Origin of the sequence: Nakamurella sp. (genome assembly GCF_044224575.1) — a bacterium.
GTDB lineage: Bacteria > Actinomycetota > Actinomycetes > Mycobacteriales > Nakamurellaceae > Nakamurella.
In genome coordinates, this window is record NZ_JBGAKE010000029.1 from 17232 (window position 1) to 41411 (window position 24180).

The 24180-nt window shown below is 72.4% G+C and carries 21 protein-coding genes; 7 read left to right on the top strand and 14 right to left on the bottom strand.

From position 1 onward, the window contains the following. Nucleotides 1-352: 352 nt before the first annotated feature. Complete coding sequence (locus ACILSK_RS22870; protein ID WP_395729500.1) at nt 353-832, top strand: DUF4265 domain-containing protein; 480 nt, start codon at nt 353-355, stop codon at nt 830-832. A gap of 360 nt (nt 833-1192) precedes the next feature. Further along, nucleotides 1193-2488 carry a hypothetical protein gene (locus tag ACILSK_RS22875; protein ID WP_395729501.1) on the top strand — a complete coding sequence of 432 codons (1296 nt, stop codon included), beginning with the start codon at nt 1193-1195 and terminating at the stop codon, nt 2486-2488. Nucleotides 2489-2513: 25 nt separating this feature from the next. Here ACILSK_RS22875 and ACILSK_RS22880 read toward each other — a convergent pair whose 3' ends face one another. The 4 genes from ACILSK_RS22880 to ACILSK_RS22895 form a co-directional block, all read right to left on the bottom strand. Further along, nucleotides 2514-3158 (bottom strand): response regulator, encoded by a 645-nt coding sequence (locus tag ACILSK_RS22880; protein WP_395729502.1) that lies wholly within the window; start codon nt 3156-3158, stop codon nt 2514-2516. A 9-nt stretch (nt 3159-3167) separates the two neighbouring features. After that, nucleotides 3168-4925: a histidine kinase gene (locus ACILSK_RS22885; RefSeq protein WP_395729503.1), complete on the bottom strand. Its 1758-nt coding sequence runs from the start codon at nt 4923-4925 to the stop codon at nt 3168-3170. Further along, a complete protein-coding gene (locus tag ACILSK_RS22890) occupies nt 4922-6424 on the bottom strand; it encodes a sensor histidine kinase (RefSeq protein ID WP_395729504.1) in 1503 nt (500 codons plus the stop codon). Before ACILSK_RS22890 ends, ACILSK_RS22885 begins: the two co-directional genes overlap by 4 nt. A gap of 353 nt (nt 6425-6777) precedes the next feature. Beyond that, nucleotides 6778-7545, bottom strand: a complete 768-nt coding sequence (locus ACILSK_RS22895) for a glycerophosphodiester phosphodiesterase (protein WP_395729505.1) — start codon at nt 7543-7545, stop codon at nt 6778-6780. 164 nt (nt 7546-7709) lie between these two features. Here ACILSK_RS22895 and dxs point away from each other — a divergent pair, with 164 nt between their 5' ends. From dxs to ACILSK_RS22915, 4 genes are all read left to right on the top strand, one after another. Further along, nucleotides 7710-9719: a 1-deoxy-D-xylulose-5-phosphate synthase gene (dxs, locus tag ACILSK_RS22900; protein WP_395729506.1), complete on the top strand. Its 2010-nt coding sequence runs from the start codon at nt 7710-7712 to the stop codon at nt 9717-9719. Nucleotides 9720-9740: 21 nt separating this feature from the next. Continuing rightward, complete coding sequence (locus ACILSK_RS22905; RefSeq protein WP_395729507.1) at nt 9741-10403, top strand: response regulator transcription factor; 663 nt, start codon at nt 9741-9743, stop codon at nt 10401-10403. Between the two features lie 74 nt (nt 10404-10477). Further along, nucleotides 10478-11677, top strand: coding sequence for a sensor histidine kinase (locus ACILSK_RS22910; protein WP_395729508.1), 1200 nt, complete (start codon nt 10478-10480; stop codon nt 11675-11677). Nucleotides 11678-11705: 28 nt separating this feature from the next. Beyond that, the gene (locus ACILSK_RS22915) at nt 11706-12287 is read left to right on the top strand and encodes a hypothetical protein (RefSeq protein WP_395729509.1); all 582 of its coding nucleotides are present in this window, start codon (nt 11706-11708) and stop codon (nt 12285-12287) included. Nucleotides 12288-12400: 113 nt separating this feature from the next. On the opposite strand, the gene ACILSK_RS22920 is transcribed toward ACILSK_RS22915, so the two are convergent. Together ACILSK_RS22920 and ACILSK_RS22925 are read right to left on the bottom strand one after the other, a co-directional pair. Further along, nucleotides 12401-13573, bottom strand: a complete 1173-nt coding sequence (locus tag ACILSK_RS22920; protein ID WP_395729510.1) for a glycosyltransferase — start codon at nt 13571-13573, stop codon at nt 12401-12403. Between the two features lie 5 nt (nt 13574-13578). Further along, nucleotides 13579-14097, bottom strand: a complete 519-nt coding sequence (locus ACILSK_RS22925) for a mycothiol transferase (RefSeq protein ID WP_395729511.1) — start codon at nt 14095-14097, stop codon at nt 13579-13581. 143 nt (nt 14098-14240) lie between these two features. Between ACILSK_RS22925 and ACILSK_RS22930 the strand changes: the two genes are divergently transcribed. After that, nucleotides 14241-14726, top strand: coding sequence for a YbaK/EbsC family protein (locus tag ACILSK_RS22930; protein WP_395729512.1), 486 nt, complete (start codon nt 14241-14243; stop codon nt 14724-14726). A 112-nt stretch (nt 14727-14838) separates the two neighbouring features. On the opposite strand, the gene ACILSK_RS22935 is transcribed toward ACILSK_RS22930, so the two are convergent. The 8 genes from ACILSK_RS22935 to ACILSK_RS22970 all read right to left on the bottom strand — a co-directional run bounded on the left by ACILSK_RS22935 (nt 14839) and on the right by ACILSK_RS22970 (nt 24154). Then, on the bottom strand, nt 14839-15018 hold the full coding sequence (locus tag ACILSK_RS22935) for a hypothetical protein (protein ID WP_395729513.1): 180 nt from the start codon (nt 15016-15018) through the stop codon (nt 14839-14841). A 319-nt stretch (nt 15019-15337) separates the two neighbouring features. Beyond that, nucleotides 15338-17473, bottom strand: coding sequence for a 3-hydroxyacyl-CoA dehydrogenase NAD-binding domain-containing protein (locus ACILSK_RS22940; protein WP_395729514.1), 2136 nt, complete (start codon nt 17471-17473; stop codon nt 15338-15340). Then, nucleotides 17470-18747: a thiolase family protein gene (locus tag ACILSK_RS22945; RefSeq protein ID WP_395729515.1), complete on the bottom strand. Its 1278-nt coding sequence runs from the start codon at nt 18745-18747 to the stop codon at nt 17470-17472. The genes ACILSK_RS22940 and ACILSK_RS22945 overlap by 4 nt, the downstream gene beginning before the upstream one ends. 114 nt (nt 18748-18861) lie before the next feature. After that, complete coding sequence (locus tag ACILSK_RS22950) at nt 18862-20253, bottom strand: HRDC domain-containing protein (RefSeq protein ID WP_395729516.1); 1392 nt, start codon at nt 20251-20253, stop codon at nt 18862-18864. Nucleotides 20254-20308: 55 nt separating this feature from the next. After that, a complete protein-coding gene (locus ACILSK_RS22955) occupies nt 20309-20989 on the bottom strand; it encodes a LuxR C-terminal-related transcriptional regulator (RefSeq protein ID WP_395729517.1) in 681 nt (226 codons plus the stop codon). 174 nt (nt 20990-21163) lie between these two features. Beyond that, a complete protein-coding gene (locus tag ACILSK_RS22960; RefSeq protein WP_395729518.1) occupies nt 21164-21763 on the bottom strand; it encodes a DUF3000 domain-containing protein in 600 nt (199 codons plus the stop codon). Between the two features lie 73 nt (nt 21764-21836). Next, on the bottom strand, nt 21837-23417 hold the full coding sequence (locus tag ACILSK_RS22965; RefSeq protein WP_395729519.1) for an alpha/beta hydrolase: 1581 nt from the start codon (nt 23415-23417) through the stop codon (nt 21837-21839). Next, nucleotides 23414-24154 (bottom strand): pyrimidine reductase family protein, encoded by a 741-nt coding sequence (locus tag ACILSK_RS22970; RefSeq protein ID WP_395729520.1) that lies wholly within the window; start codon nt 24152-24154, stop codon nt 23414-23416. The genes ACILSK_RS22965 and ACILSK_RS22970 overlap by 4 nt, the downstream gene beginning before the upstream one ends. Nucleotides 24155-24180: the final 26 nt, after the last annotated feature.

A 24180-nucleotide genomic window follows, 5' to 3' on the forward strand; every position in this document is an offset into this window, starting at 1 on the left:
CGGGCCGACCTTGATCGGCCGCACGCTCCTCACGCGACCGGCCCCACGCGCCGACTCGCGCCGACTCGCGCCGACTCAGGCCGACCTCGCGCGCCGCCTCGGGCGATCGGCAGGTTCAGGATCGATTCAGAACCTGCAGGTGGTGCGAGTCGGCGGCTGGTGGCCCGTCCCGCGGTCCTCGAAGAACCGGATGCCGGCCGGGTCCGTATGTATCCGTGGCCGCCGATCGGTGCTCTTCTCCGCATTGCAAATACTTGCCGTGTGCGTCGTCGAGGAGTTTTGTATGTCTATGTCAGCTGATGTCCGTCCAGTCGACGCGATCGCCACCCGTTCGGCGACGATCGAAGCGGCAATGATCACGCCCAGTCTCGAACCGGTACGCATCGACGTGCTGTTCCCGCTCATCGACGACGAGGAGTGGCCGCCGTACCCGGCCGAGAACATCGAAGCGGAGCTCCTGGCGCACGATCTGGCCGAGATCGTCGGTGTGCCCTGGTTCATCACCAACCTCTCCCGCGGCGACATCGTCCGGGTGCACCACGACGGCATCGGCTATGTCGGCGGCGTCATCCTCAGCCGCGGCGGCCACTCGACCGTGCATGTGATGGCTGCCTCCGACGACGAGCTTGCCCCGGTCGTGCGGGACCTGATCGCGCTGGGCGCGCAGGTCAGCAGCGGGCTGGAACCGCCGATGCTGGCGATCGACGTGCCGGAGCATGTCTCGCTCACTGTCGCGGTCGAGCGGCTGACCGCCGCCGAATCGATGACCTGCGCGTTCAGCGTGGCCTGCGACCAGCACCAGGCCCGGGTCGCGCGCACCGCGTGCGCCTGACGCTCGGCCACCCCGGCGCGGCTGGCCGTCCGCATTGACTCGCTGCGGGATGATTCCCGCTGCGACTGGGCCCGGCGACCGGCACCGGGTCCTCCACCGGTTGCTCTCCCGGCCGGGTTCGCGCCCGCTTGTGGCCAGCACGGATCGAGCTTCGGCGCGAGCACGGATGTCCCTCGCCGCCCACGTCCGTAAGTTCGACGGCGGACGAGGGGAGCAAGCGTGAAAACCCAGATCGGAGCTGCAGTTGTCCTGGTCGTCGGGCTCGCCTGCGGCGGTTGTGCGGCCGCGACCGACAAGGCCGGCGGGGATGCGGACGCCATCACCCTCACGTTTGCCAACCCGTACTCGCACCTCACCTATGTGCCCCAGGTCGACTCCTTCCTGGACGCCGTCGAACGCGCTTCCGGCGGAACCATCGCCATCGAGCTTGTCAATGAGTGGCGCGGCGCGCCCGGCTCCGAGAAGGGCACGATCGACGATGTCGCGAACGGCGCGGTCGACCTGGCATGGGTGGGGACCCGAGCCTTCGATCTGACGGGCGAGACCGCGCTGCAGGCACTGACGGCGCCGCTCCTGGTCGACAGCAACGAGCTCCAGCAGGCGATCATCGATTCCGATCTTCCGGCCCGGATGATCGACGCCGTCCACATCGACGGCGTGGAAACCCTGGCCATCCTCGCCGGCGGACTTCGCCGGCCGTTCTCGGTCGACGGGCCGCTCACGAATCCATCGTCTTTCGAGGGAATCTCATTCCAGGCCTTCGAATCCGCGCTCAGCAGCGAGACGGTCCGCGCCCTCGGCGCGCAGCCGACCAATTCCGGGAGCGTGACGGATGGGTCGTTCTCGGGATTCGAGAAGCAGTTCTCGACGGTCATGCTCAATGGAACCAACGTGGAGGCCCCGTACGTCGCCGCCAACGTTGTCCTCTGGCCCGAGACGATCGCGCTCGTCGGGAGTGCCGAGCGCCTGGGCAAGCTGACCGACCGTCAGCGGGCCTGGATCGAGCAGGCGGCTGCGGAAGCCGCGCACAACTCCGTCCACAAGCTGCCGGCCGACGTTGCGAACCTGGCGGCCTTCTGCGCGGGCGGCGGGCGGGCCGGTCTCGCATCGGCGAGCGATCTGGCGGCGTTCCGCGCCGCCGTCGAGCCGGTCTACCAGCGGCTCCGCGAAGATCCGATCACGGCCGGCTTCCTCGCGGACATCGATGCGATCAAAGCGGCGACGGCCTCGACCGAGCTGGCGGTTCCGGCGGGTTGTACCGGTGTCGCGGTGTCGGCATCGGCAGTCCAGGCGTCACCGGATGCCGCGGCCGACGCTATCGATGGCGTCTACCGTTGGGAGCTGACCGCCGCCGACGCCGATGCGGCCGGGCAGCGCGAGGACCCGCGATACCCGTTGCCGCATGTGTTCACCATGACGCTTGCGGACGGCCGATGGTCGCATCACGTCCGCGACGCGAAGCAGGAGGCGGACTACGGGGGAGGCCGGTTCACCGTCCAGGGGCAGCGGCTGACCCTGATCTGGGACCACGGCGGCAGCATGGAGTTCACCTTCGATGTCCTTCCCGGCGGCAACCTACGCGTGTTGCCGACCGCCTCGCTGATCGCGGAGGACGCGTTCGTCATGACCACGCACGAGTGGGTCCGCATCGGCTGACCATCGTTGCCCCGGTACCGAGCGGTCAGCCCCTGAGGTAGGCCAGGACCGCCAGGACACGCCGGTGATGCTCCGGGGTATTGGCGAAGTCGAGCTTGTCGAACACGCTCCGGACATGCGCTTCCACGGTTCGCTCGGTCACGGTGAGGCGGGTGGCGATCGCGCGGTTCGACAAACCCTCGGCGAGCAATGCCAGCACCTCCAGTTCCCGGTCGCTCAAGCGATCGAGGGGATTGTCTCGGCGCAGCTTTCCGAGCAATTGGGCCACGATCGTCGGATCCACGAGCGTCTGACCGTCCGCGACGCGGTCCAACGCATCGATGAGCACCCGGGCGTCCAGAATGCGGTCCTTGATCAGGTAGCCGACCGAACCGGGGTTGTCCTGCACGAGTCGAAGTGCGTAGGCGGACTCGACGTACTGCGAGAGGACGAGCACAGCCACTTCGGGGCGGTCGGCGCGTATCCGCCGCGCCGCATCCAGTCCCTCGGTCGTGTGGCTGGGCGGCATCCGGATGTCGATCACGGCGACATCCGGTCGCTCGAATTCGACGGCCGCCCAGAGGGCACGGGCGTCACCGGCCTCGGCGACGACCTCCCGCCCGGCCGCGCGGATTGTCTCAACGATGCCCCTGCGCATCAGGACCGAGTCGTCGGCGACCACCACGCGCATGGTCCAAGTCTAGGGATCGTCGATCCCGACCCGATCGACGTCCGCGCCGGGCCCACCGCCCTCGGTCACCGAGAGGCTTGCGCTCAGGCCGTCCGCCGCGACGACGCCACCGAGCGCGCCGATGCGATCCGCGACGATCGGCGGAAGGATCAATTGCTGGTCCGGATGCGGATCGAGGACGGTGACTGCCCGCCCATCGGACACCGTGAGATGGATGTCCACGCTCGCCACCCCGGCGCGCGTCAGCGCGTCGAGCGCGGCGGTGGCGAAGAAGTACATCGCCGATTCCGCTTCATCGGCGAGACGCGGCATCGTCCCCAGCACCTGGACCGCCACCGGTGTGGTGAGTGCGTGGGTCCGCAGGGCCCCACCGACGCCCTCGTTCGCGAGGACGGCCGGGTGAATCCCGTGGGCGACGTCGCGAAGCTCGCCCAGGGCCGCGCGGGCGTCATGCACGGCGTGATCGACGATGGCGGCGGCCGCCGGGTTGCCGCCCTGACGGAGGTCATCGGCGGTCGACTGCATTCGCCAGATGAGGGCGATGAGTTCCTGCTGCGCGCCGTCGTGGAGGTCGCGTTCGAGCGATCGTCGGCGGGCGTCGCCCACCGCGACGATCCGGGCGCGGGACGCCCGCAGCTCACGAAGACGATCGTCCAGGTCGACTCGTAGGCACTCGTTCTCCAGCGCCACCCGCAGAGCGGGGCCGATCTGCGACCCAAGATCGCCCGAGTCGGCGTGATGAAAGATCAGCGCAACCTCCTGTCCCCGCCGCTCGACCCTGGTGATCCGCTGCGGCGTCCTGCTCGCCTCCGGTCGGATGGCATGACCGTTCGCGTCGACGAGGCGTTCGCCGACGCGGTATCCGACCAGCAGGTCGGGGTCGCGCAGCGCCTCGGCGAGGATCGAGTCGATCGTGTCGGCATGGACGCCGGTCGCGACCGCGCGGAGTCGGGCGACCCGAGATGCCCTGGTCGTGGCCCCGGCGACATGGGCTGCGGCCACCAAGACCAATCCGGCCGACACCAGGGCGAGCGCGACGGCGGGCAGCGGCTCCGTGGGGTTGCCGCGGGAGACCGGCAACCCGACCACCTCGACGGCGAGGCCACCGGCGACCGTCGCGGCGGCCACCGTCGCGAGGACACCCGGCCGGCCGGCGGGAACGGACTTCGACCGGCGCTGAACCACGATGCCGGCCAGGACGACGGCACCGGTTCCGGCCGCGATTGCCGTTGCGCCGGGGCCGGCCAGATCCGTCGGCGCAACTGCGAACGGATTCGGTCGACAGTCGGCCCAGCACTGCCGATCGCCGAACGGGTCGTAGGCGAGCGTTCGCAACCCGGCAGCGATCGTCGCCCCCGCATACGCCAGGGGGACAAGCTCGCGGTGCCCGTTGAGCATTCCGTCCGGAAATCCGGCAACGAGGTGAGCGGTCAACGCCGGCACGAACAGCGATACGGCCGCGGCGATGGAGCCGAGCGCGGCCGGCGCGGGCTGCCAGCCGACCCACACCGGCGCGAACCACAGGGCGGCGAGGACGGCCAGGAAAGGGCCCGATGGCCATCGCGGCTGCAGCGCCACGACCACGAAGGCGCAGATCAACATGCAGATGCCGGCGCCGACGGCCACCGGCCCGATGATCGGTACTCGGCCGGCGAAGGCGAAGGCGCCGGCCGATCCCGTCACGACCACCATCGATCCGACGACGATGGCCGATCCCGCCAGGAGCGTGAACGCCGAACGGATCGACGGTCGATCGAAGCCGTTCATGACGACGGTCCCGCCGTCGTCGGCAGAGCCACGGTGAGCGTCGTTCCGTGTCCCGAGGGGCTCTCGAGCAGGATCGAGCCGCCCGACACCGCGACCCGATCCCGAAGTCCGCCGAGGCGGGCCCGGGGATCGGCTCCGCCGATGCCGTTGTCCCGCACGGCGATCGTCAGCTGGTCACGATGTCGCGCGGTCACCTGGATCTGCGTGGCATGTGCGTGCTTGGCAGCGTTCGCCAAGCCTTCGAGAGTGACGTAGTACGCGGTGAGCGTCAGGCCTTCGGGCAGCCCGTCCACCGATTCGTCGACGACGAGATCGACGGGGATCGGGAAGGAAGCGACCACCTCCTCCAGTGCCCGCGTCAGGCCCGACTCCGCGAGCCGGCGAGGGTAGAGTCCGGTTTGAAGCCGGATGACCAGATCCCTGACCGAGGAGAGCCCGGTCGCCAGCTCCTCGATGGCTCGCCGGTCGTCCGCCCCGGTCACGATGGAGGCCTCGTCCAACGAGGTTCCGATCCGAGTCAACCGGGCGCCCGGGCCGCAGGCCAGCCGATCCTGTAGTCGTCGCTGCTCGTCATCGGCGGCTGAGACGATCCGGCGGCGAGAGGCCGCCACATTCGCCACCTGCTGCGCCACCTCCGCCCGTAGATCCGCGTTCCGGGCATTGATCCGGACGGCGCTGTCGAGGGTGTCGGCCAGTTCGGAGTCGGCGAGCACCCCCGCGGCGACATCGACCATGGCAATGGCGCGGTCGCCGTCCCGCACGACTCGATGCTGACGCCCGGGGGCGGCGGCGAAGCTCCGGCCGTCGGGATCGGCGAACCCTCCGTCCGGCTCCATCCGGCCCAGGCGCAGGGCGGGATCGCCCACCGCCCATCCGAGGGCGTCCTGCATCGTGCGCCCAGGTGCATCCGCAGCCTCGATGACGGTGTCCGCCGCCACGTTGTCCCGCACCAGGGCCGCGGCCGTGATCAGAACCGCGCTCAGCACGAACGTGCCTTCGTACCCGGTCAGCGCAACTGCGGTGGCGGCCGGTGTCGGTGCGATGGCCCGGACCAGCGCACCAAGGATGATCCCGGCGGCGAGTGTCGCCGACGCCCAGGCACCGAATGCGGCGGATCGGCGGGCCCGCCCGGGCGCTCGCGCAGCGGATGCCACGACGCCGATCGCAAAGGCGGCGCAGACCACTGTCGTGGCCATCACGTTCGTCCACAGCGGCGGAATCAGGCAGATCACATAGCCCACCAGTACCGCTGCCCTCGCCGCGGGTGTCGCAAGCCGGCCGGTCGGCAGGGCGATGATCGCGTGCGCCATGACCCCGCGATGCAGAAAGGTCAGGGCTGCGGCGGCGGCCCCGATGTCCCCGGGAACGACGGTGAGACCACCGAGGAACCACGCCGCACCGGCCGCGGTCAGCACCAACCCGATCTGCCGGCGTGGCCTGAGCAGGGCCAAGGACAGGCCCAGCCCGATGACGACGACGCCGGTCGCGCCGTCGGTCACGATCGGCCAGAGAGCCTGGCTCGGTCGAGCAGCGACTGCGGAACCGGTCATCAGGAGCCCGCCGAGCAGTGCGACCCCGCACGCCGAGCGCCGGCCGTCCACGGGTCAGCCGCCCGACGAATCCGCGTCGCGCCGCAGCTCCGGACCGTCGGCCGACCCAGGTCGGCGTTCACTCGGCTCCGCGCCTCCCGCCGGCCGGCAACGAACCGCAAGCCTGGCGGGGTGGGAGACGAGTCCGGGGGTCCTGCGGTCGGCCCCCGTCGACACCATGCCGGACTCTTACTCCTCGATGCGCCCGAAGTCCAGGTCTGCCGCCATGGCGGGGCCGGGAGGTGCTCGCCCGGCCCGGCGGGTCAGCGGCGCCGCTGCCAGGTGGCGAGCTCGGTCGGGCGGTTCGTGATGATGCCGTCCACGCCGGCTCCGGTCAGGGCCGCCCACTGGCCCGGATCGTCGGCGGTCCAGCAGGCGACGCCGATGCCGGCGGCGTGCAGGGCGGGGACGACGTCGGGCCGGCGCAGCAGGGCCCCGGCGGACGGGTGGTAGTAACCGGCGCCGAGGTCGCGGCAGCGGGCCACCGGGTCGGCGTCCAGTTCGGTGACCAGCAGGCCGAAGGGCCGGTCCGGGTCGGCCCGGTGCAGCTCGCGGAGCACCTCCACCTCGAACGACTGGAGCAGCACCCGATCCGTCACGCCGGCCTCGTCGATCTCGCCCAGCACGGTACGGACCTGGGCGCTGGTGTGGTAACCCTTCAGCTCCAGCAGCAGCGCCCGGGTCGGCGTCAGCATCGCCAACAGTTCGGCCAGCCGGGGGACCCACTCGCCCGGCCAGCCCCGGACGGTCAGCCGGGCGACGTCACCCCGACGGGCCGCCCGGACCGGTCCCCGCCCGGTCGTGGTGCGGTCCAGGTCGCGGTCGTGCAACAGCACCGGCACGCCGTCCGCGGTCGGCTGGGTGTCCGCCTCCACCCAGACCACCCCGGCATGCCAGGCGGCCAGGAACGCGGACAGGGTGTTCTCGGGACGCCGGGCGCTGGCGCCGCGGTGAGCGATCACCCACGGCGGGCCGCCGTGGTGGCGCAGCGTGACGGGCAGGCGCACCGGATCGGGTGATGTCGCGTCCACCTCGGGGAATGTACCGCTCGGGGTCCACGGCGTCAGAACGACGACCCGCCGGACCGGCCACGAACTGATCACGTTCGGCGGTGCACGACAACCGTGCCGTGCGTGGGACGTCGGTACCTGGCGGTACGGTCGGGGAAGTTCGGCACAGCGGCAAGGAGGCGTCGGTGACACAACAGGGGCGCGCCGGCACGTCCGTTCCGGATGAGCGGCCGCCCGACGGGCTGCCGTCCGAGCGGCTGCGCGACCTGTCGCCGGCCCGGCTGCGGGCGATGACGCCGGCCGAGCTGACCGCGCTCGCCGGGGAGATCCGCGAGCTGCTGGTCACCCAGACCGCCAAGCGGGGCGGCCACCTCGGACCGAACCTGGGCATCGTCGAGCTGACCATCGCCCTGCACCTGGTGTTCGACTCACCGGCCGACCCGATCCTGTTCGACACCGGCCATCAGGCGTACGTGCACAAGATCGTCACCGGCCGGGCCGATCGGTTCGAGCGGCTGCGCACCCGGGGCGGCCTGTCCGGGTACCCGAGCCGGGCCGAATCCGAGCACGACTGGATCGAGAACTCGCACGCCTCCACCTCGCTGTCCTACGCCGATGGGATGGCCAAGGCCATCGCCCTGAGTGGGGAGAAGGACCGCACCGTGGTCGCGGTGATCGGCGACGGCGCACTCACCGGCGGGATGGCCTGGGAGGCCCTGAACAACATCGCCGGCGCCGACCGGCCGATCGTCATCGTGCTCAACGACAACGGTCGCTCGTACGCGCCGACCACCGGCGGCATGGCCCAGCGGATGGCCGCCCTGCGGCTACGGCCCGGCTACGAACGGATGCTCGGCCGGGTCAAGCACACGCTGCCCCGGACCCCGCTCGTCGGGCGGCCGCTGTACGCCGCGCTGCACGCAGCCAAGTCCGCGGTCAAGGACTGGTTCGTGCCGCAGACGATGTTCGCCGACCTGGGCCTGAAGTACGTCGGACCGGTGGACGGGCACGACGTCGAAGCCGTGGTGCAGGCGCTGCGCGGGGCGCGGGCCTTCGGTGGTCCGGTGGTCGTGCACTGCGTCACCCGCAAGGGTCAGGGGTATCACCCGGCGGAGAACGACGAGGCCGAGCAGATGCACTCGCCGCCCGCGTTCGACCCGGCCACCGGCAAGCCGGTCGCCGCGACCACCACGACCTGGACGCACGTCTTCGGCCGGGAGATGGTGGTGGCCGGCGCGGAACGACCCGACGTCGTCGCGATCACCGCGGCCATGTGCGGCCCGACCGGTCTCACCGCGTTCGGCACCGCTTTCCCCGACCGGATCTTCGACGTCGGCATCGCCGAGCAGCACGCCCTGACCTCGGCGGCCGGACTGGCCATGGGGGGCATGCACCCGGTCGTCGCGGTGTACTCCACCTTCCTGAACCGGGCGTTCGACCAGCTCCTCATGGACTGCGCGCTGCACCGGCTCGGCGTCACCGTCGTGCTCGACCGGGCCGGCGTCACCGGTGAAGACGGACCCAGTCACCACGGCATGTGGGACATGTCGCTCGCGGCGATCGTGCCGGGCCTGCGGATGGCCGCCCCCCGGGACGCGCTCACCCTGACCGAGGAACTGCACGAGGCGCTCGACGTCACCGACGGGCCGACCGTGCTGCGCTTCCCCAAGGGTGCGGTCCCGGCCACCGTTCCGGCGGTCCGCCGGGTCGTCGCCGACCCCGGATCCGGTCCCGGATCGGGCGTCGACGTCCTGGCCGAGCCGGCGGAGAGCGCCGGGGCGCCGGACCGGGACGTCCTGCTGGTCGCCGTCGGCGCGTTCGGCGCGATGGCCGTGGACGCCGCCCGGCTGCTCGCCGCCCAGGGCATCGGCGTCACCGTCGTCGATCCGCGGTGGGCGTTGCCCGTCCCCGCCGAGATCGCGACCCTGGCCGCCGCGCATCGACTGGTGGTCACCGTCGAGGACGGCGGCCGGTCCGGTGGCGTGGGCGCCGCGGTCGCCGACCGCCTCTCCGGCACCGGCATCGGCGTGCACGTGCTCGCGCTGCCGCAAGAGTTCCTGGAGCCGGCCTCCCGGGGCGAGCTGCTGGCCGAACTCGGATTGACCGGCCAGGCCGTGGCCCGCGGCATCACCGAACTGATCGCCCGGCGCAGCAGCGAGCCGGCCCGAACCGGTGAACCGGCCGGTCAGCAGTGACCGAGTAACACAGGGGAGAGCATGCGGGTCCTGGTCGTTGAGGACGCCCGGCGGCTGGCGGATGCGATCGCCCGCGGCCTGCGGGCCGAGGGGATGGCGGTCGACGTCGCCTACGACGGTGTCGAGGGGCACCAGAAGGCGATGCTGACCCGGTACGACGTGGTCGTGCTGGATCGCGACCTGCCGGAGATGCACGGCGACGACGTGCTGTCCGAGATCGTTGCCGCCTCGGATACCACCCGGGTGCTGATGCTCACCGCATCGGCCGGCGTCGAGGATCGGGTCGACGGCCTGTCGCTGGGCGCCGACGACTACCTGACCAAGCCGTTCGCGTTTCCCGAGCTGGTGGCCCGGATCCGGGCGCTGGGTCGACGCTCGTCGCCCGCCGCACCCCCCGTGCTCCGGGCCGGTGACCTGGAACTCGACCCGGCCAAGCGCACCGTCGCCCGGTCAGGTCGACCGCTGGAACTCACCCGCAAGGAGTTCGGCGTGCTCGAGGTACTGCTGGCCGCAGGCGGGACGGTGGTGTCCAGCGAGGAGTTGCTGGAACGGGTCTGGGACGAGAACGCCGACCCGTTCACCACCACGGTGCGGGTCACCATGATGACGCTGCGCCGCAAGCTCGGTGACCCCGGGATCATCGAGACGGTGGTGGGCTCCGGGTATCGCGTGGGCGCCGGCTGACGAAGGGCAGCAATGAGCGAGGCTTGCCGAGCGAACCCGTTCGAGCCTGCGAGGAGCCCCGGGGGAGCGTCAGCATGACCGAGGAGGACGACTCGAGAGGTCCGGCCCGCAGTCGGGGACCGATCGAAGCGCGGCAGAGCCTGCGGCTGCGGCTCACGCTGCTCTCGACCGCCTTGCTGGCCCTGTTCGGCGCACTCCTGCTGGCCCTGTCGTACCTGGTGGTGGGCCGGGTGGTGGCGGCGTTGCCGCAGTTCCCGCCGGGCACCTTCGTGGAGGTGGACGGCCGGCTGGTCGAGGCCTCCGCGGCGGCCTCCGCGATCGCCGGGCAGGGCCGGCAGACGGTGCTGATCGCCGGCCTGATCGCCTTCCCGATCCAGGTGCTGGCCGGCGCGATGCTGTCCTGGCTGCTGATCGGCCGGACGTTGCGCCCGCTGTTCACGCTCACCCGGACGGCCCGGGTGCTGTCCGAATCCTCCCTGGACAGCCGGATCCGGCTGACCGGGCCGCGGGACGAGGTGGCCGACCTGAGCGACACGTTCGACGACATGCTGGACCGGCTGCAGGCCGCGTTCGACGCGGAACGCCGGTTCGTCGCGAACGCCTCGCACGAGCTGCGCACCCCGCTGTCGGTGATCCGGACCGAGGTCGAGGTCACCCTCGCCGACCCCGCCGCGGACGCCGCCCAGCTGCGGGAGATGGGCACCGTGGTGCTGGAGGCCACCGACGGGGCCAACCGGCTGCTCACCTCGTTGCTGGTGCTGGCCCGGACCCAGGCCCGCGGGGTGTCGGTGCGGCAGGAGGTGGACCTGGCCGAGCTGGTCGGGCCGACCCTGCAGGTCAACGAGGCGGCGATCGGCGAGCGCGGTCTATCCGTGACGGTCTCCGGCGGCCCCGCGCCGGTGTCCGGCGACCCGGCGCTGCTGGGCCGGCTGATCGGCAATCTGGTGGAGAACGCGGTGCGGCACAACGTGCCCGGCGGGTGGATCACGGTGACGACCGGCCGCGCCGACGACGGGCACGGGGACTCGATCCTGGAGATCGCCTCGTCCGGCCCGGTGATCGACGCGGCGACCGTCACCGAGTTGTTCGAGCCGTTCCGGCAGGGGCAGCGGCCGCGGACCGGCCAGCGGGGCACCGGTCTGGGCCTGTCCATCGTCCGGGCGGTCGTCGCCGCCCACCACGGGACGGTCGACGCGGCGCCCGTGCCGGACGGAGGATTGCGGGTGCGGGTCCGGCTGCCGCCGGCCGATCCGGCGCCGGCGGCCGCGGACTGATGGGCCGCGGAGTGAAGGGAGACGCGCCGTGTTGCTGACCATCTCGGTGGCACAGGGCATCCGGGACGGCTCCGTCACGGCCGTGTTCCGGCGCTGGGACGCCCCGCGGGTTCGGGTCGGCGGCACCCAGCGGACCGGTGCCGGCGTCATCCGGTTCACCTCGGTGGACCGGATCGACGACGAGTCGCTGACCGAGGCCGACGCCCGGGGCGCCGGGATGGCCTCGCTGGCCGCACTCCGGGCGGCGAACCAACGGGGTCGCGGCGCCGACCTGTACCGGATCGGGGTGGCGTTCGACCGGCCGGACGAGCGGGTGGCGCTGCGGGCCGCGATGCCGTCCGCGGCCGAGATCGCGCAGATCGCCGCAACCCTGGACCGGATGGACCGGGGCCGGCGGACCGGGCCGTGGACCCGGGCCATCCTGCGGCTGATCGAGGCCAACCCGGCGGTGCGGGCGCCCGACCTGGCCGCCTCCCTCGGCCGGGAGACCAAGCCGTTCAAGCTGGACGTGCGCAAGCTCAAGGAGCTCGGGCTCACGCACAGCCTGGTCGTGGGGTACGAGCTGTCGGCGCGCGGCCGGGCCTTCCTGGACACCGAGACCGCCCGGTAGACCGGAAACGCTCCGGTCGAGTGGCGCGTCACCGGCGTACATGTCGCTTCGTCCGTTTCTCGGTCAGGCGAAGGTGTGAGCCACCACGCACATGGGTGAACGAAAGGTCAACGTCAAAGGCCGGATGAGTGGCGGCTCAGCTGATGGATCCAGGGCACTGCGTCGGCCGCCGTCGGCAGCGCGGCGCAGGCCGCCCGCCAGGGCTGCGCGGCCGCCCGGAATCGCGGGTCCTGCAGCGCTGTCCGGGCCGCCCTGGCCACCTGCTCCGGGGTGAGCCGTAGCGGGTCCAGCACCGTCGCGACGCCCAATGCGGCGCACCGGTCGGCGTTGGCCGGCTGATCCGCCCCCATCGGCACCAGGAGCATCGGCACCCCGAACGCCAGTGCGCCGAGCACGCTCCCGGACCCCGCGTGGCAGGCCACCAGGTCGCAGCGGGGAAGGAGGAACTGTTGCGGGACATAGCGTTCGACCCACACGTTCGGCGGGGTGGGGCCGAGCTCGGCGGGATCGAGCTCCCGGCCGACGGTGACCATCACCGAGGCATCGAGCCGGCTCAGCCCGGCCGTCATCCGACCGAACAGATCGCCGGACTCCTGGTGGAAGATCGTGCCGAGGGTCAACCAGACGACGGGCCGGTCCGGGAACTGGTCGAGCCGGCCGAGCACGCGCGCGGTCGCGGGGTCCGGATCGCCGAGCGGGACATCGAGCGCGGCGGGGCGAATGCGACGGACGGTCCCGATCAGCGGATCGGTCGGGTCGCGAAATCCCGGGGGAGCGGGTTCGAGGGTCAGGGTGGCCGCCCGCGGTCCGGCCGGCAGCCCGAATTCGGCGCTGGTGCGGGCCACGCTGCTCGCCAGCCGGTCGCGGTCGACGGTCCCGCCCGCCGGGAGCACGACCAGCTCGACCCGGGGCAGCCCCAGCACATCGGCGGCGATCGCGGCACCGAAATCGACCTCGTCGTGCAGGATGACGTCGGGCCGCCAGGTGCGGCCGATCTCGATCAGCCGGGTCGCCCGGCCGCGGGCGATCCGGCCGGCGAAGACGTCGTTGATCACGGCGGCCTCGGCGGCCCGATCCACCGGGGCCAGCGGTCGGCGGGCGGCCGGATCGGCCAGCGTCCGCCCGCCGCTGTCCACCACGGTGAAGCCGGCCGCGGCGACCACCGGCAGCATGGCCGACTGGCCGGTGACCAGCACCCGGTCGCCCGCCGCGGCGGCCGCCCGGGCCGGCGGCGCCAGCGGCAGAAAGTGCCCGGTACCACCGACGAAGCTGACCAGCAGCCGCACCGCGGTCAGTCCCGGGTCAGCCGCTCGGCAACGCCGCGGACGTAGGCTGCCTGACCGGCGTGCTCCAACCCGTCGGCCAGCACGCTGACCAGCCGGACGGCGAGCGTGACCGGCGGATCCCAGCGCTCGTCGACGACGCGGTCCAGGTCGGCGTCGGTGACGCCGCCGAGCAGCTCGACGGACCGGGCGTGGGTCGCCTCGAAATAGCCGAGCAGATCGCCCGCCGACGGCTGGACCAGCGCGACGTCGGCCGGCGTCTGGCCGTACCCGTGCACGTCGTCGGGGAACGGCAACGCGAACCGGGCCGCCCACCCGTCGGCCATCCAGACCTGCTCGGTGCCGAACGCGCCGGACAGGTGGTCGTCCTCGATCCGGGTCAGGTGCCAGATCAGCCAGGAGATGGTGTTCGCCGACGGGTCGACGCGGTAGGTCAGCAGGGCCGGCGGCAGGCCGTCCAGGACCGCCCGGGTCGTCTCGGCGATCCGTTGGTAACCGTCCAGCAGCAGATCGGCGGTGTTGGCCATGGCAGCCCCTTCGCGAACCGGTGAACCATCCGGCCGCGAGGTTAGCCGACCAAGCGTGCTCGGTGCGTTCCCGGACCGAGCGTGCGGGGTCCCGGACAGGCCGTAGGGTGCGGGCCGGAGACCGATCGGAACGGAGCGTCAGAATGCACCCGAACGCGCAGAACGTGGCCGACGCGCTGGCCGCGGCCGGGGCCCAGGGTCAGGTGCGGATCCTGGCGGACGCGGTCCGCACGGCGAAGGACGCCGCCGCCGCGTTGGACTGCGAGCCGGCCGCCATCGCCAACAGCCTGATCTTTCTTGCCGGCCCCACCCCGGACGCGGCCGAGCCGGTGCTGATCCTCACCAGTGGCGGGCACAAGGTCGATACCGTGCACGTGGCCGCGCTGCTGGGGGTAGGCCGGCTGGGCCGGGCGTCGCCGGACCAGGTCCGGTCGGCGACGGGCCAGCCGATCGGCGGGGTGGCGCCGGTGGGACATCCGCGCCCCGTGCGCACCTTCGTCGACGTCGCGTTGGCGCCGTTCGATGTCGTGTGGGCAGCCGGTGGCATCCCGCACGCCGTCTTTCCGACCAGCTACGCCGAACTGCTGAGGATCACCGGCGGCGAGCCGATCGCCGTCACCGCCGAGTGAGTCGCTGACGAGACCGCGACCGACCCGACCCGACCGCGGCCGACGGACCGGGCCCGGAACGACGGAACCGCCCGTCGGCCGATGCCGAGCGGGCGGTCCCGGAGTGCAGTGCTCAGGCGGCCTTGAAGTCCTCGATCGACAGCCCGCGGATCCGCCGCGGGTTGCCGACGAGCGTGGCCTCCGGCTCGGTGGCCGGCTGGGCCAGCAGGGCGGCGTCGAGGCCGCGGGTGCGCTTCGGGTTGCCGACCATGCCGGAGTCCGAGACGTGGGTCGCGATGGCGGAGACGTTCATGACAATCACCTTCTGTTCGCTGGTAGGTCGTGTGCTCGCTGACCGCGAACGACTGTGGTCGCGTCTTCATTGTGAACGACGTGAGAGGGCGATTCGGGATCACCCACTGTGGCCTTGTTCACGATCTTAGGGTCGATGCTAGGCCAAAAGAGTGAGAAATTGCAAGGGGGTATCCGGCCAGTACCGGCGAAGCGACAGGAGCATTGCGCCGATGTGACGAAGATCCGAACCGAATGCGAACAACCCCCCGCCGGGATCGGATCCGGACGAGGGGTTGTTCGACGGCAGGGTGCGGGCAGGCCGGGTTGGGCCGGCGGGGTCAGGCCGGCAGGGTGGCCACGCCGGGCGGGGCGAACCGGCGGCCGGTGGCCCGCTCCGAATAGCCCTCCCGATCCAGGTACGGGGTGATCCCGCCGAGCCAGAACGGCCAGCCGGCGCCGGTGATCAGCCCGAGGTCGATGTCGGCGGCCTCGGCCACCACGCCCTCGTCCAGGATCAGCCGGGCCTCCTGGGCCAGCGCCAGCAGCACGCGGTCGCGCACCTGCTCGGAGGTCGACGGCCGGTCGCCCTGCACGAGCAGCGCGGCCACCGTCGGGTCGAGCACCTGACGACCTTCGCCGTCCCAGCTCAGCAGGGTGCGGTGGCCCGCATCGGCGATCCGCCGCAGGCTCTGCGACACCGGGAACCGGTCGCCGAATGCGGCGTGCAGGCTCTCCTGCACGTGCGCGGCCACCGCCGGACCGGACAGCTGCAGCAGCATCAGCGGCGACATCGGCATGCCCAGCGGGGCCAGGGCGGCGTCGGCCACGTCGGCGGGGGTGCCCTCGTCGATCGCCGCCAGCACCTCGCCCATGCTGCGCAGCAGCAACCGGTTGACCAGGAAGCCGGCCGCGTCGGCGGTCAGCACCGGTCCCTTCCGCAGACCCTTGGCCACCGCGAAGGCGGTCGCCAGGGCGGAATCGTCGGTGTCGGCGGCCTTCACGATCTCCAGCATCGGCAGCACGGCCACCGGGGTGAAGAAGTGGAAGCCGACCACCCGCTCCGGGTGCTCCAGGTCCCGCGCCATTGCGGTCACCGACAACGACGAGGTGTTGGTGGCCAGCACTGCCTCCGTGCTGACGTGCTTCTCCAGCTGGGCGAACACCTGGCGCTTGACGTCCAGCTCCTCGAACACCGCCTCGATGACGAAGTCGGCGTCGGCGAACGCGGCGTAGTCCAGCGACCCGGTGATGAGCGCGGTCAGCCGGTTCGCCTCGTCGGTCGAGATGCGCTTCTTGGCCGCCAGTGCGGCGATCTCCCGGGCCACGCCGGCGAGTCCCTTGTCCAACCGGGCCTGGTCGACGTCGGTCAGCACCACCGGTACGTGCAGGTTCCGGGCGAACAGCAGGGCGATCTGACCGGCCATCAGGCCGGCGCCGATGACGCCGACCTTGGTCACCGGGCGGGCCAGCGTCGGGTCGGGCGCGCCGACCGGTCGGCGGGCCCGTTTCTGCACCAGGTTGAACGCGTAGCCGCCGCCGGCCCGGAACTCCTGGCTCATCACCAGGTCGGCCAGCCCCTCGCGTTCGGCCCGCAGGCCCTGCTCCAGGTCGGCCGTCCGCGACAGCTCGATCAACTCCAGCGCCCGGTAGGGGGCCGGCGCGGCGCCGTGCGTGCGCATGTCGGCGATGATCTTGCCGCGCTCCAGTGCGGCCGCCCATTCCGCGTCGGAGGCGCCGGCGAACTCGGTGCGGGGCACGGTGATCGAGCCGGCGACGACGCCGGCCGCCCAGACCAGTGACTGCTCCAGGTAATCGGCGGCGTCCAGCACGACGTCGACCAGGCCGAGGTCGGCGGCCGGCCGCGGCTTGAGCATCCGGTTCTGGTTGAGCGGGTTCTCGATGATCACCGTGACCGCGTTCTCCGGGCCGACCAGCCGGGGGAGCAGCTGGGTGCCGCCCCAGCCGGGCAGCAGGCCCAGGAAGACCTCGGGCAGGGCGATGAAGCCGGCGTTGGACGCCATGGTGCGGTAGTCGCAGTGCAGGGCGAGTTCGGTGCCGCCGCCCAGGGCCAGCCCGTTGACGAAGGCGAACGACGGGATCCCGGAGGTGCCCAGGCGCCGGTAGACCCGCTGGCCGAGCTCGGCGACGGCCAGCGCGATGGACCGGTCGGTCGCCCGGCCGATCTGCGACAGGTCGGCGCCGGCGGCGAAGATGAACGGCTTGCCGGTGACCGCGATCGCGTCCGGCGCGGCGTCGACGGCCACGGTGATCGCGGCGTCCAGTTCGGCCAGCCCGGCCGGGCCGAGCGTGCTGGGCCGGGTGTGGTCGCGGCCGTTGTCGATGGTGATCAACGCGATCCGGGTGCGGCCCGGCGCGCCCGGGGTCGGCACCTCGACCACCTTCACGAAGGCGTGCGTGACGACCTCGTCGGCGGCGAAAGCGGTGAGATCGATGGTGTTCTCGGCGGTGCTCACTGGTCGCTCCCGGTGGTCTGGCTGCCGTTCGTGTGGTCGTGGTGCGGGTTCTCCCAGATGACCGTGCCACCCATACCCAGGCCGACGCACATGGTGGTCAGGCCGTAGCGGACCTCGGGGTGCTCGGCGAATTGCCGGGCGAGCTGGGTCATCAGCCGCACGCCGGACGAGGCCAGCGGGTGGCCCATGGCGATCGCGCCGCCGTACTGATTGATCCGCGGGTCGTCGTCGGCGAGTCCGAAGTGATCGGTGAACGCGAGCACCTGCACGGCGAACGCCTCGTTGATCTCGACCAGGCCGATGTCGTCGATCGTCAGACCGGCCTTGGCCAGGGCCTTCTTGGTCGCCGGGATGGGCCCGACGCCCATGGTCTCGGGCTCGACGCCGGCAAACGCGTAGGACACCATGCGCATCCGCACCGGCAGGCCCAGCTCGTCGGCGACATCGGCAGCGACCAGCAGGCAGCCGGTCGCGCCGTCGGTCAAGCCGGAGGAGTTCCCGGCGCTGACCCGGCCGTGCGGCCGGAACGGCGTGCGCAGGTGATCCAGGGCCTCGAGAGTCGTTCCCGGGCGCGGCAACTCGTCGGCCGTGGCCAGCCCCCAGCCCTGTTCGGAGCGGGTCGCGACGGGCACCAGGTCGCCGGTGATCTGACCGTTGGCCAGGGCCTTGGCGTACTTCTCCTGGCTGGCCACCGCGAACGCGTCGGCGCGCTGCTTGGTCAGCTCCGGGAAACGGTCGTGCAGGTTCTCGGCGGTGGAGCCCATGTTCAACGCGGACGGGTCGACCAGCTTGTCGGCCAGGAACCGCGGGTTCGGGTCGGCGCCCTGGGCCATCGGGTGATGACCCATGTGCTCGACGCCGCCGGCGATGGCGACGTCATAGGCGCCGACGGCGATGCCGGACGCGACGGTGGTGACTGCAGTCATCGCGCCGGCGCACATCCGGTCGATCGCGAAGCCGGGCACGCTCGTGGGCAGGCCGGCCAGGATGGCGCTGGTCCGGCCGATCGTCAGGCCCTGGTCACCGGTCTGGGTGGCCGCCGCGACGGCTACCTCGTCGATCCGCTCCGGCGGCAGGCCGGGCTGGCGGCGCAGCAGTTCCCGGATCACCTTGACGACCATGTCGTCGGCCCGGGTCTGCGCGTACTGGCCCTTGTCACCGGCCTTGCCGAACGGGGTGCGCACGCCCTCGACGAACACCACGTCGCGCAGGGTGCGCGGGCCCGGCGGCACCGGGCGAACCTGCGTTGTCGATTCCGGAGATGACACGGCCATGGATCACTCTTCCCGGGTCGGAACTGATGGATTCACGAACCGGCGGCCACCATCGGCGGCATCCCCTGCCGGCCCGTCACACCCATCCTACCCATAAAGTTACCCGTGGGTAACTTACGCTCGTGAGGCGTCCACGATGGCCTTGCGCAGCACCGGCTCGGTCAGCTCGATCTGCCACGGCCGGGCGCCGCGGTCGGCCAGGACCTGGGACAGCGCGGCGTCCAACCCGGCGCCGTCGCTGTCGGGCGGGGTCCACAGCACCCGACGGACCAGGTCCGGGGACATCAGGTTCTCCACCGGGGTGTGCACCCGCTCCGACAGCTCGACCAGGCCGGCCTTGGCCGATTGCAGCCGAGCGGCGGCCACCGCATCCCGCGAGGCCCATTTGGCCGGCGCGGGCGGTCCGTCGCCCAAGAAGCGGGACGGCGGCAGCTCCTCGGCGGGCAGCGCGAGTGCTCGGGTCACCGCGGTCAGCCACGCGTCGGCGTTGCGTCGCTGCATCCGTCCGGAGAACACGGGCAACGCGACCAGGGTGGTGATCGTGGTCGGCCGGGCGGCCGCGGCGGCGATGATCGCGGAATCGGGAAGCACCCGGTGCGGCGCCACGTCTCGGCGCCGGGCGAGCGAATCCCGGGCGAGCCACAGTTCGCGCACGATGGCCAGCGCGCGCCGATCGGTGATCTTGTGCACGCCGGAGGTGCGGCGCCAGGGGTCGGGCCGCGGGGTGGGCGCCGGCGCGGCGACGAGCGCGGCGAACTCCTGCTGGGCCCACTCGAGCTTGCCCTGCCGGGTCAGCTCGGCCTCCATCGCGTCCCGCAGCTCGACCAGCACCTCGACGTCCAGCGCGGCGTAGACCAGCCAGTCGTGCGGCAGTGGCCGGGTGGACCAGTCGGCGGCGCCGTGCCCCTTGCGCAGCTGCAGGCCGAGCATGCGTTCCACCAGGGGGGCCAGGCCGACCCGGGGGAACCCGGCCAGCCGGCCGGCGAGTTCGGTGTCGAACAGCCGGCGCGGGCGGATGCCCGCTTCGGCCAGGCAGGGCAGGTCCTGGGTCGCCGCGTGCAGGACCCATTCGGACCGGGCCAGTGGCTGGTCGAGCACCTGCAGGTCGCCCAGCGCGATCGGGTCGAGCAGGGCCGTGCCGGTGTCGCGCCGGCGCAGCTGGACCAGATAGGCGCGGCCGCCGTACCGGAAGCCCGAGGCGCGCTCCGCGTCGATCGCCACCGGTTCGGCCGGTCCCGCGGCGAGCTGCCGCGCCCACGCCAACAGGTCGCCGAGACCGGTCACCGGGGCGACGACGGGGTCGCTGGGCACGAGCAGCGGGACGGCGGTCGATTCCGGTTCGGCGATCGCGTCCGGCTGGGCGGTCGTGTCCGGCTGGGCGGTCGTGTCCGGCTGGGCGGCCGCGTCGGGCCGGCCGGTCGATCCGGTCGGGCTCGGTGGCTGCGCCCCGGGTACCGAGGACGCGGCGACGACGCCGTCGCCGTCAACGTCCGTGGTGGGGGCCATCAGCGGAATTTACCGCGCCGGTGCGGCAGGAACGGGATCAACAGTCCGGACGGGGTCAGGCGATGACCCCGGCCCGCATGGCCAGGGCAACCATGTGTGCTCGATCACCCGTGCCGAGCTTGCGGCCGATGCGAGCGAGGTGGCTCTTCACGGTGAGCGCGGACAGCGACAGTTGCTCCCCGATCCACTTGTTGGAGCGGCCGTCGGCCACCAGCCGGATGACCTCGATCTCGCGGCTGGACAGGTCGTGGATGGTCGCCGGGATCGAGGCCGCGGCGGGGTTGGCCCGCCGCCCGATCAGCACCCCGCTGACGCCGGATCCGACCGCGTCGATGACCGGGCCGATGTCGGCCGTCGGGGCGAGTGCGATGGTGCGTGACCACCCGGCCTCCCGCAGGAGCTGCACCAGCCGGATGGCCTCCGCGCCGAGCTGCAGGCTCACGAGGGCGAGTTCGCCGACGATCTGCCGCTGGACGACCTCCTCGGCCGCGGCGATCGACGGCGCTTCGACGACCCGGCCGATACCGATCTCCACCAGGCTCGCCTTCAGCGGCTCGCGGGTGGCCCGATCGGGGTCGACCAGCAAGACGGTCGAGGTCCGCAGCGCGGACCGCGGCACCTGGGCGCCCGGGGTGCGTTGGGTCGGCAGCAGGATGCCCTGCTCCACCTGGGTACTTCGGTCCACTGCCCCCACCACGGTCGATACCGGCCCGTAGGCCACCGAAAAGTCACTCACCGGACATCCTCCCCACCCGGCCGCGCCAACGCGCGACGTGCCAATTGTCCGGGTTCCGCCGGCAACCGTCGAGTCAAAGGATCGACCCGACTCCGGGAGGCCCTGTCGTTCCGTTGTCACACATAGTGTCGACCCTTCCGCCGTCCGTGGTCAAGCACCCATTACGAGTAATGGTTACGAATCGTATCTGTCCGTTCGCGCTGCGAAAGCATCCGCCCTTTGAAGGAGCGTCACGCCTTCGGGCGGAAGACCCGCGGCCGCCGCCAAGAAACCGGCGAACGCCTGCAGATGCAGGTCGGTGTGCTCATCTGCCGTCCAGGATGCCCGCATCTCCAGGTCATCCGCGCGCTGGGGACCGGCGATGTCGCCGAACCGCGTGGAACAGGTCGCCGTCACCGTGCCGCCGAGCGCGCTGTAGCCGGCGCCGCTGGCCTCCAACGACTCGGTCAGCCAGCTCCAGGCGACCTCGGGAAGCAGCGGATCCTGGGCGATCTCGGCGTCCAGCTCACATGTGGCGAACGCCACGATTCTCAGTTCCCCGCCCCAGGCCGGCACCCCGTCCGGATCGAACAGCAGGACCAACCGCCCGGAGGCCGTCTCCTCCTCCGACCCGGCTGGATAGACCGCCGCCGACACCGCGTGGCTGTACGGCGCGAGCCGGGCCGGCGCGGGGAGTGGGCCGACTTCGATCTCCCTGCGCAGCCGGGCGAGAGCCAGCCGGGACACCGCCCGGCGGAAGGCGGCCGGCCCGGCCGTCGTCATGGACCCCGTCATGCCCGCGACCCTACGACCGGGCACCGACAGTGCACCGCCACCACGCCGGGCGGGCGGTCTGCGGCGGGCTGCCTCAGGGCGGGCAGAGGGTGCCGACCGGCGGGAGTTGTTGCCTGATCAGGTAGTCGTCGACCGCTGCGCCGACGCAGGCGCTCGCCGGATAGCTGCCGTGCCGGCCCGACTGCCAGCTCAGCAGCGTCGACGACGAGAGCTGGCCGGCCAGGGCCCGCACGGCCGGGTAGGGCGCGACCGGGTCGGCGACGGCGCCGACGACCAGGATCGGTGCGGCGCCGTTGGCCTTCACCCCGCCGAGCGCGCTCTCCGGGGCCGGCCAGGACCCGCAGAGTCCGGCCAGGCCGACGGTGTAGGGGCCGAACAGCGGGGCCTGCGTGCGGGCGCCCTCGACGGCGGTCGTCAGCGAGTCGCCGGTCAGCCGGACCGCGTCGTCGTTGCACGCGTAGATGAGGGTCGGCTCGAACCAGCCGGTCGAGTCGCGGGCGGCGGGGTCCTGCGCCAACGAACTTTCGACCAGGTCGGTCAGCGGTCCGGTGGTGCCCTGGCCGGCACTCGCCAGCGCCGTGGCCAGTTGCGGCCAACTGTCCGGGTCGCCCAACCGCAGCAGCAGGGCGAGCAGGACCGTGCCCCCGGTGGTCCGCCGGGTGCCCGGATTGGTGCTCGCGTCGAGGCGCTCGACGAGCTGCTCGACCGCGGCCCGAGGGTTGTCACCGAGGGGGCACCCGCCGGTGAACGTCGGGCAGGCGGCGGCGAAACCGTCCAACGACTTCTCGGCGGCCACGGCCACCGCGGTGGCCCGGGAATCGGCGGAGTCGAGCGGGTTCGACGGCGCATCGAGCACGGCCGACTGCACCCGCCCCGGGTACCGGTCGGCGTACACCGCGCCCAGCGTCGCGCCGAATCCGCGGCCCAGCAGGGCCATCCGGTCGGTGCCCAGAGCGGCCCGCAGGTGGTCCAGGTCGTCCGCCGCCTCGGTGCTGTTGACCAGCGGCAGGTCCGGGCCGCCGGCGTCGGTGCAGGCGAAGGTGATCGAGCGGGTGACGTCGGACAGCGCCGCGGCCGCCTTCGGCTCGGCCGGGTCGGCGCCCAGGTTGGTCACGGTGCTCAGGTCGCTTCCGGAGACGCAATCGATCGGGTCGGAGTCCCCACTGCCGACCAGGTCGACGGTGACCACGGCGAAGTGTTGGCGAACGGCCGCGGAGAGACCGGCGGCAACGGCGGCGACGTCGCTGCGGCCGTGCGCCCCGGGTGAGTCCTGCAGGACCAGCAGGACCGGGGCGTCGTCGGCGACCCCGGCCGCGCGGGCCCGGGCGACCTCGATGCTGCGCCGCCCGGACCCGCCGACCGCCCGCCCGTCGGTGAGCACCGTCGCGCAGTCGACGTCGAACTGCTGCCCGGTCGCCGGATCGGTGTCGGCCACGTCCGAGCAGCGTTCCCACCGGATCGGTTGAGCCCGCTGGCCCGGGCCACCCGGCCCGACCGCGCTGCTCCCGGGCGGTGCGGTGGTGGCCGGGGTGGCCGGCCCGCTTCCGTAGACCGCGAGGTCCGGCCGCTGGGAAGGACCCAGGGTGCAGCCGGCGAGCAGGGTCAGCGCCGCCAGCCCGCCGGCGACCGCGCGCCGGGTCGTCGTGCCGCTCATCGGCCGGACCGGTGGTAGCGGGTGAACAGGTGCGCGCCGCCGATACGGACACCGTCCGGCACCCAGCCGGCCGGTTCGGCCAGGACGGTCGGCAGCAGCCGGGTCGAGTCCGACCCGAGCAGCAGGGGGGCGATGGTCAGGCAGCATTCGTCGAGCAGGTCGTCGGTGACCAGCTGTCCGAGCAGGGCCGGGCCGCCCTCGCAGTGGATCCGCCGGAATCCCCGGTCGGCCAGCGTCCGGACGGCGGCGGCCAGGTCGACCCGCTCCTCGCCGGCGATCAGCGGTTCCGCGGCCGGCGGGACACGGCCCGCCGCCGCCCGCGGGGTGATGACGATCGGCTTCGTCTCGAAGTCGGTGAACAGCGGCAGGTCGGCGTCCAGGCCGCGCCCGGTGACCACCGCGATGGGCGGCGGGGACGCCGGCCGGCCCCACCGCCGGCGGCGGGCCCGGCGGTCGCCGTCGAGCTCGACGCCGGCGTACTGCTCGGCGCGAACGGTGCCGGAGCCGACCAGGATGACGTCGGCCAGGTCGCGCAACACGGCGAACAGGTGCTGGTCCGCCTCGTTGCCCAGGCCGCCCGAACGGCCGTCCAGCGCGGCGCCGCCGTCCAGGCTGGTGATCATGTTGGCGCGGACGGTCGGACCCGGGGCGTCCGGCCAGGCGTAAAGGGCGGCGAGTTCGTCGTCCCGACCGGGTCCGTCGGGCAATCGCTCGACCCCGGGTGTGTCTGCGCGCACAACCCATCCGTACCAGACGGCGCGTG

Excerpts from the sequence above, each read along its gene's own strand:
- ACILSK_RS22965 (WP_395729519.1), bottom strand. The coding sequence starts at position 23,417 with ATGAGCGGCACGACGACCCGGCGCGCGGTCGCCGGCGGGCTGGCGGCG.
- ACILSK_RS22905 (WP_395729507.1), top strand. The coding sequence starts at position 9,741 with ATGCGGGTCCTGGTCGTTGAGGACGCCCGGCGGCTGGCGGATGCGATC.
- ACILSK_RS22880 (WP_395729502.1), bottom strand. The coding sequence starts at position 3,158 with ATGCGCGTGGTGGTCGCCGACGACTCGGTCCTGATGCGCAGGGGCATC.
- ACILSK_RS22945 (WP_395729515.1), bottom strand. The coding sequence starts at position 18,747 with ATGGCCGTGTCATCTCCGGAATCGACAACGCAGGTTCGCCCGGTGCCG.
- ACILSK_RS22870 (WP_395729500.1), top strand. The coding sequence starts at position 353 with ATGATCACGCCCAGTCTCGAACCGGTACGCATCGACGTGCTGTTCCCG.
- ACILSK_RS22960 (WP_395729518.1), bottom strand. The coding sequence starts at position 21,763 with ATGACGGGGTCCATGACGACGGCCGGGCCGGCCGCCTTCCGCCGGGCG.
- ACILSK_RS22935 (WP_395729513.1), bottom strand. The coding sequence starts at position 15,018 with ATGAACGTCTCCGCCATCGCGACCCACGTCTCGGACTCCGGCATGGTC.
- ACILSK_RS22925 (WP_395729511.1), bottom strand. The coding sequence starts at position 14,097 with ATGGCCAACACCGCCGATCTGCTGCTGGACGGTTACCAACGGATCGCC.
- ACILSK_RS22910 (WP_395729508.1), top strand. The coding sequence starts at position 10,478 with ATGACCGAGGAGGACGACTCGAGAGGTCCGGCCCGCAGTCGGGGACCG.
- ACILSK_RS22930 (WP_395729512.1), top strand. The coding sequence starts at position 14,241 with ATGCACCCGAACGCGCAGAACGTGGCCGACGCGCTGGCCGCGGCCGGG.
- ACILSK_RS22885 (WP_395729503.1), bottom strand. The coding sequence starts at position 4,925 with ATGAACGGCTTCGATCGACCGTCGATCCGTTCGGCGTTCACGCTCCTG.
- ACILSK_RS22950 (WP_395729516.1), bottom strand. The coding sequence starts at position 20,253 with ATGGCCCCCACCACGGACGTTGACGGCGACGGCGTCGTCGCCGCGTCC.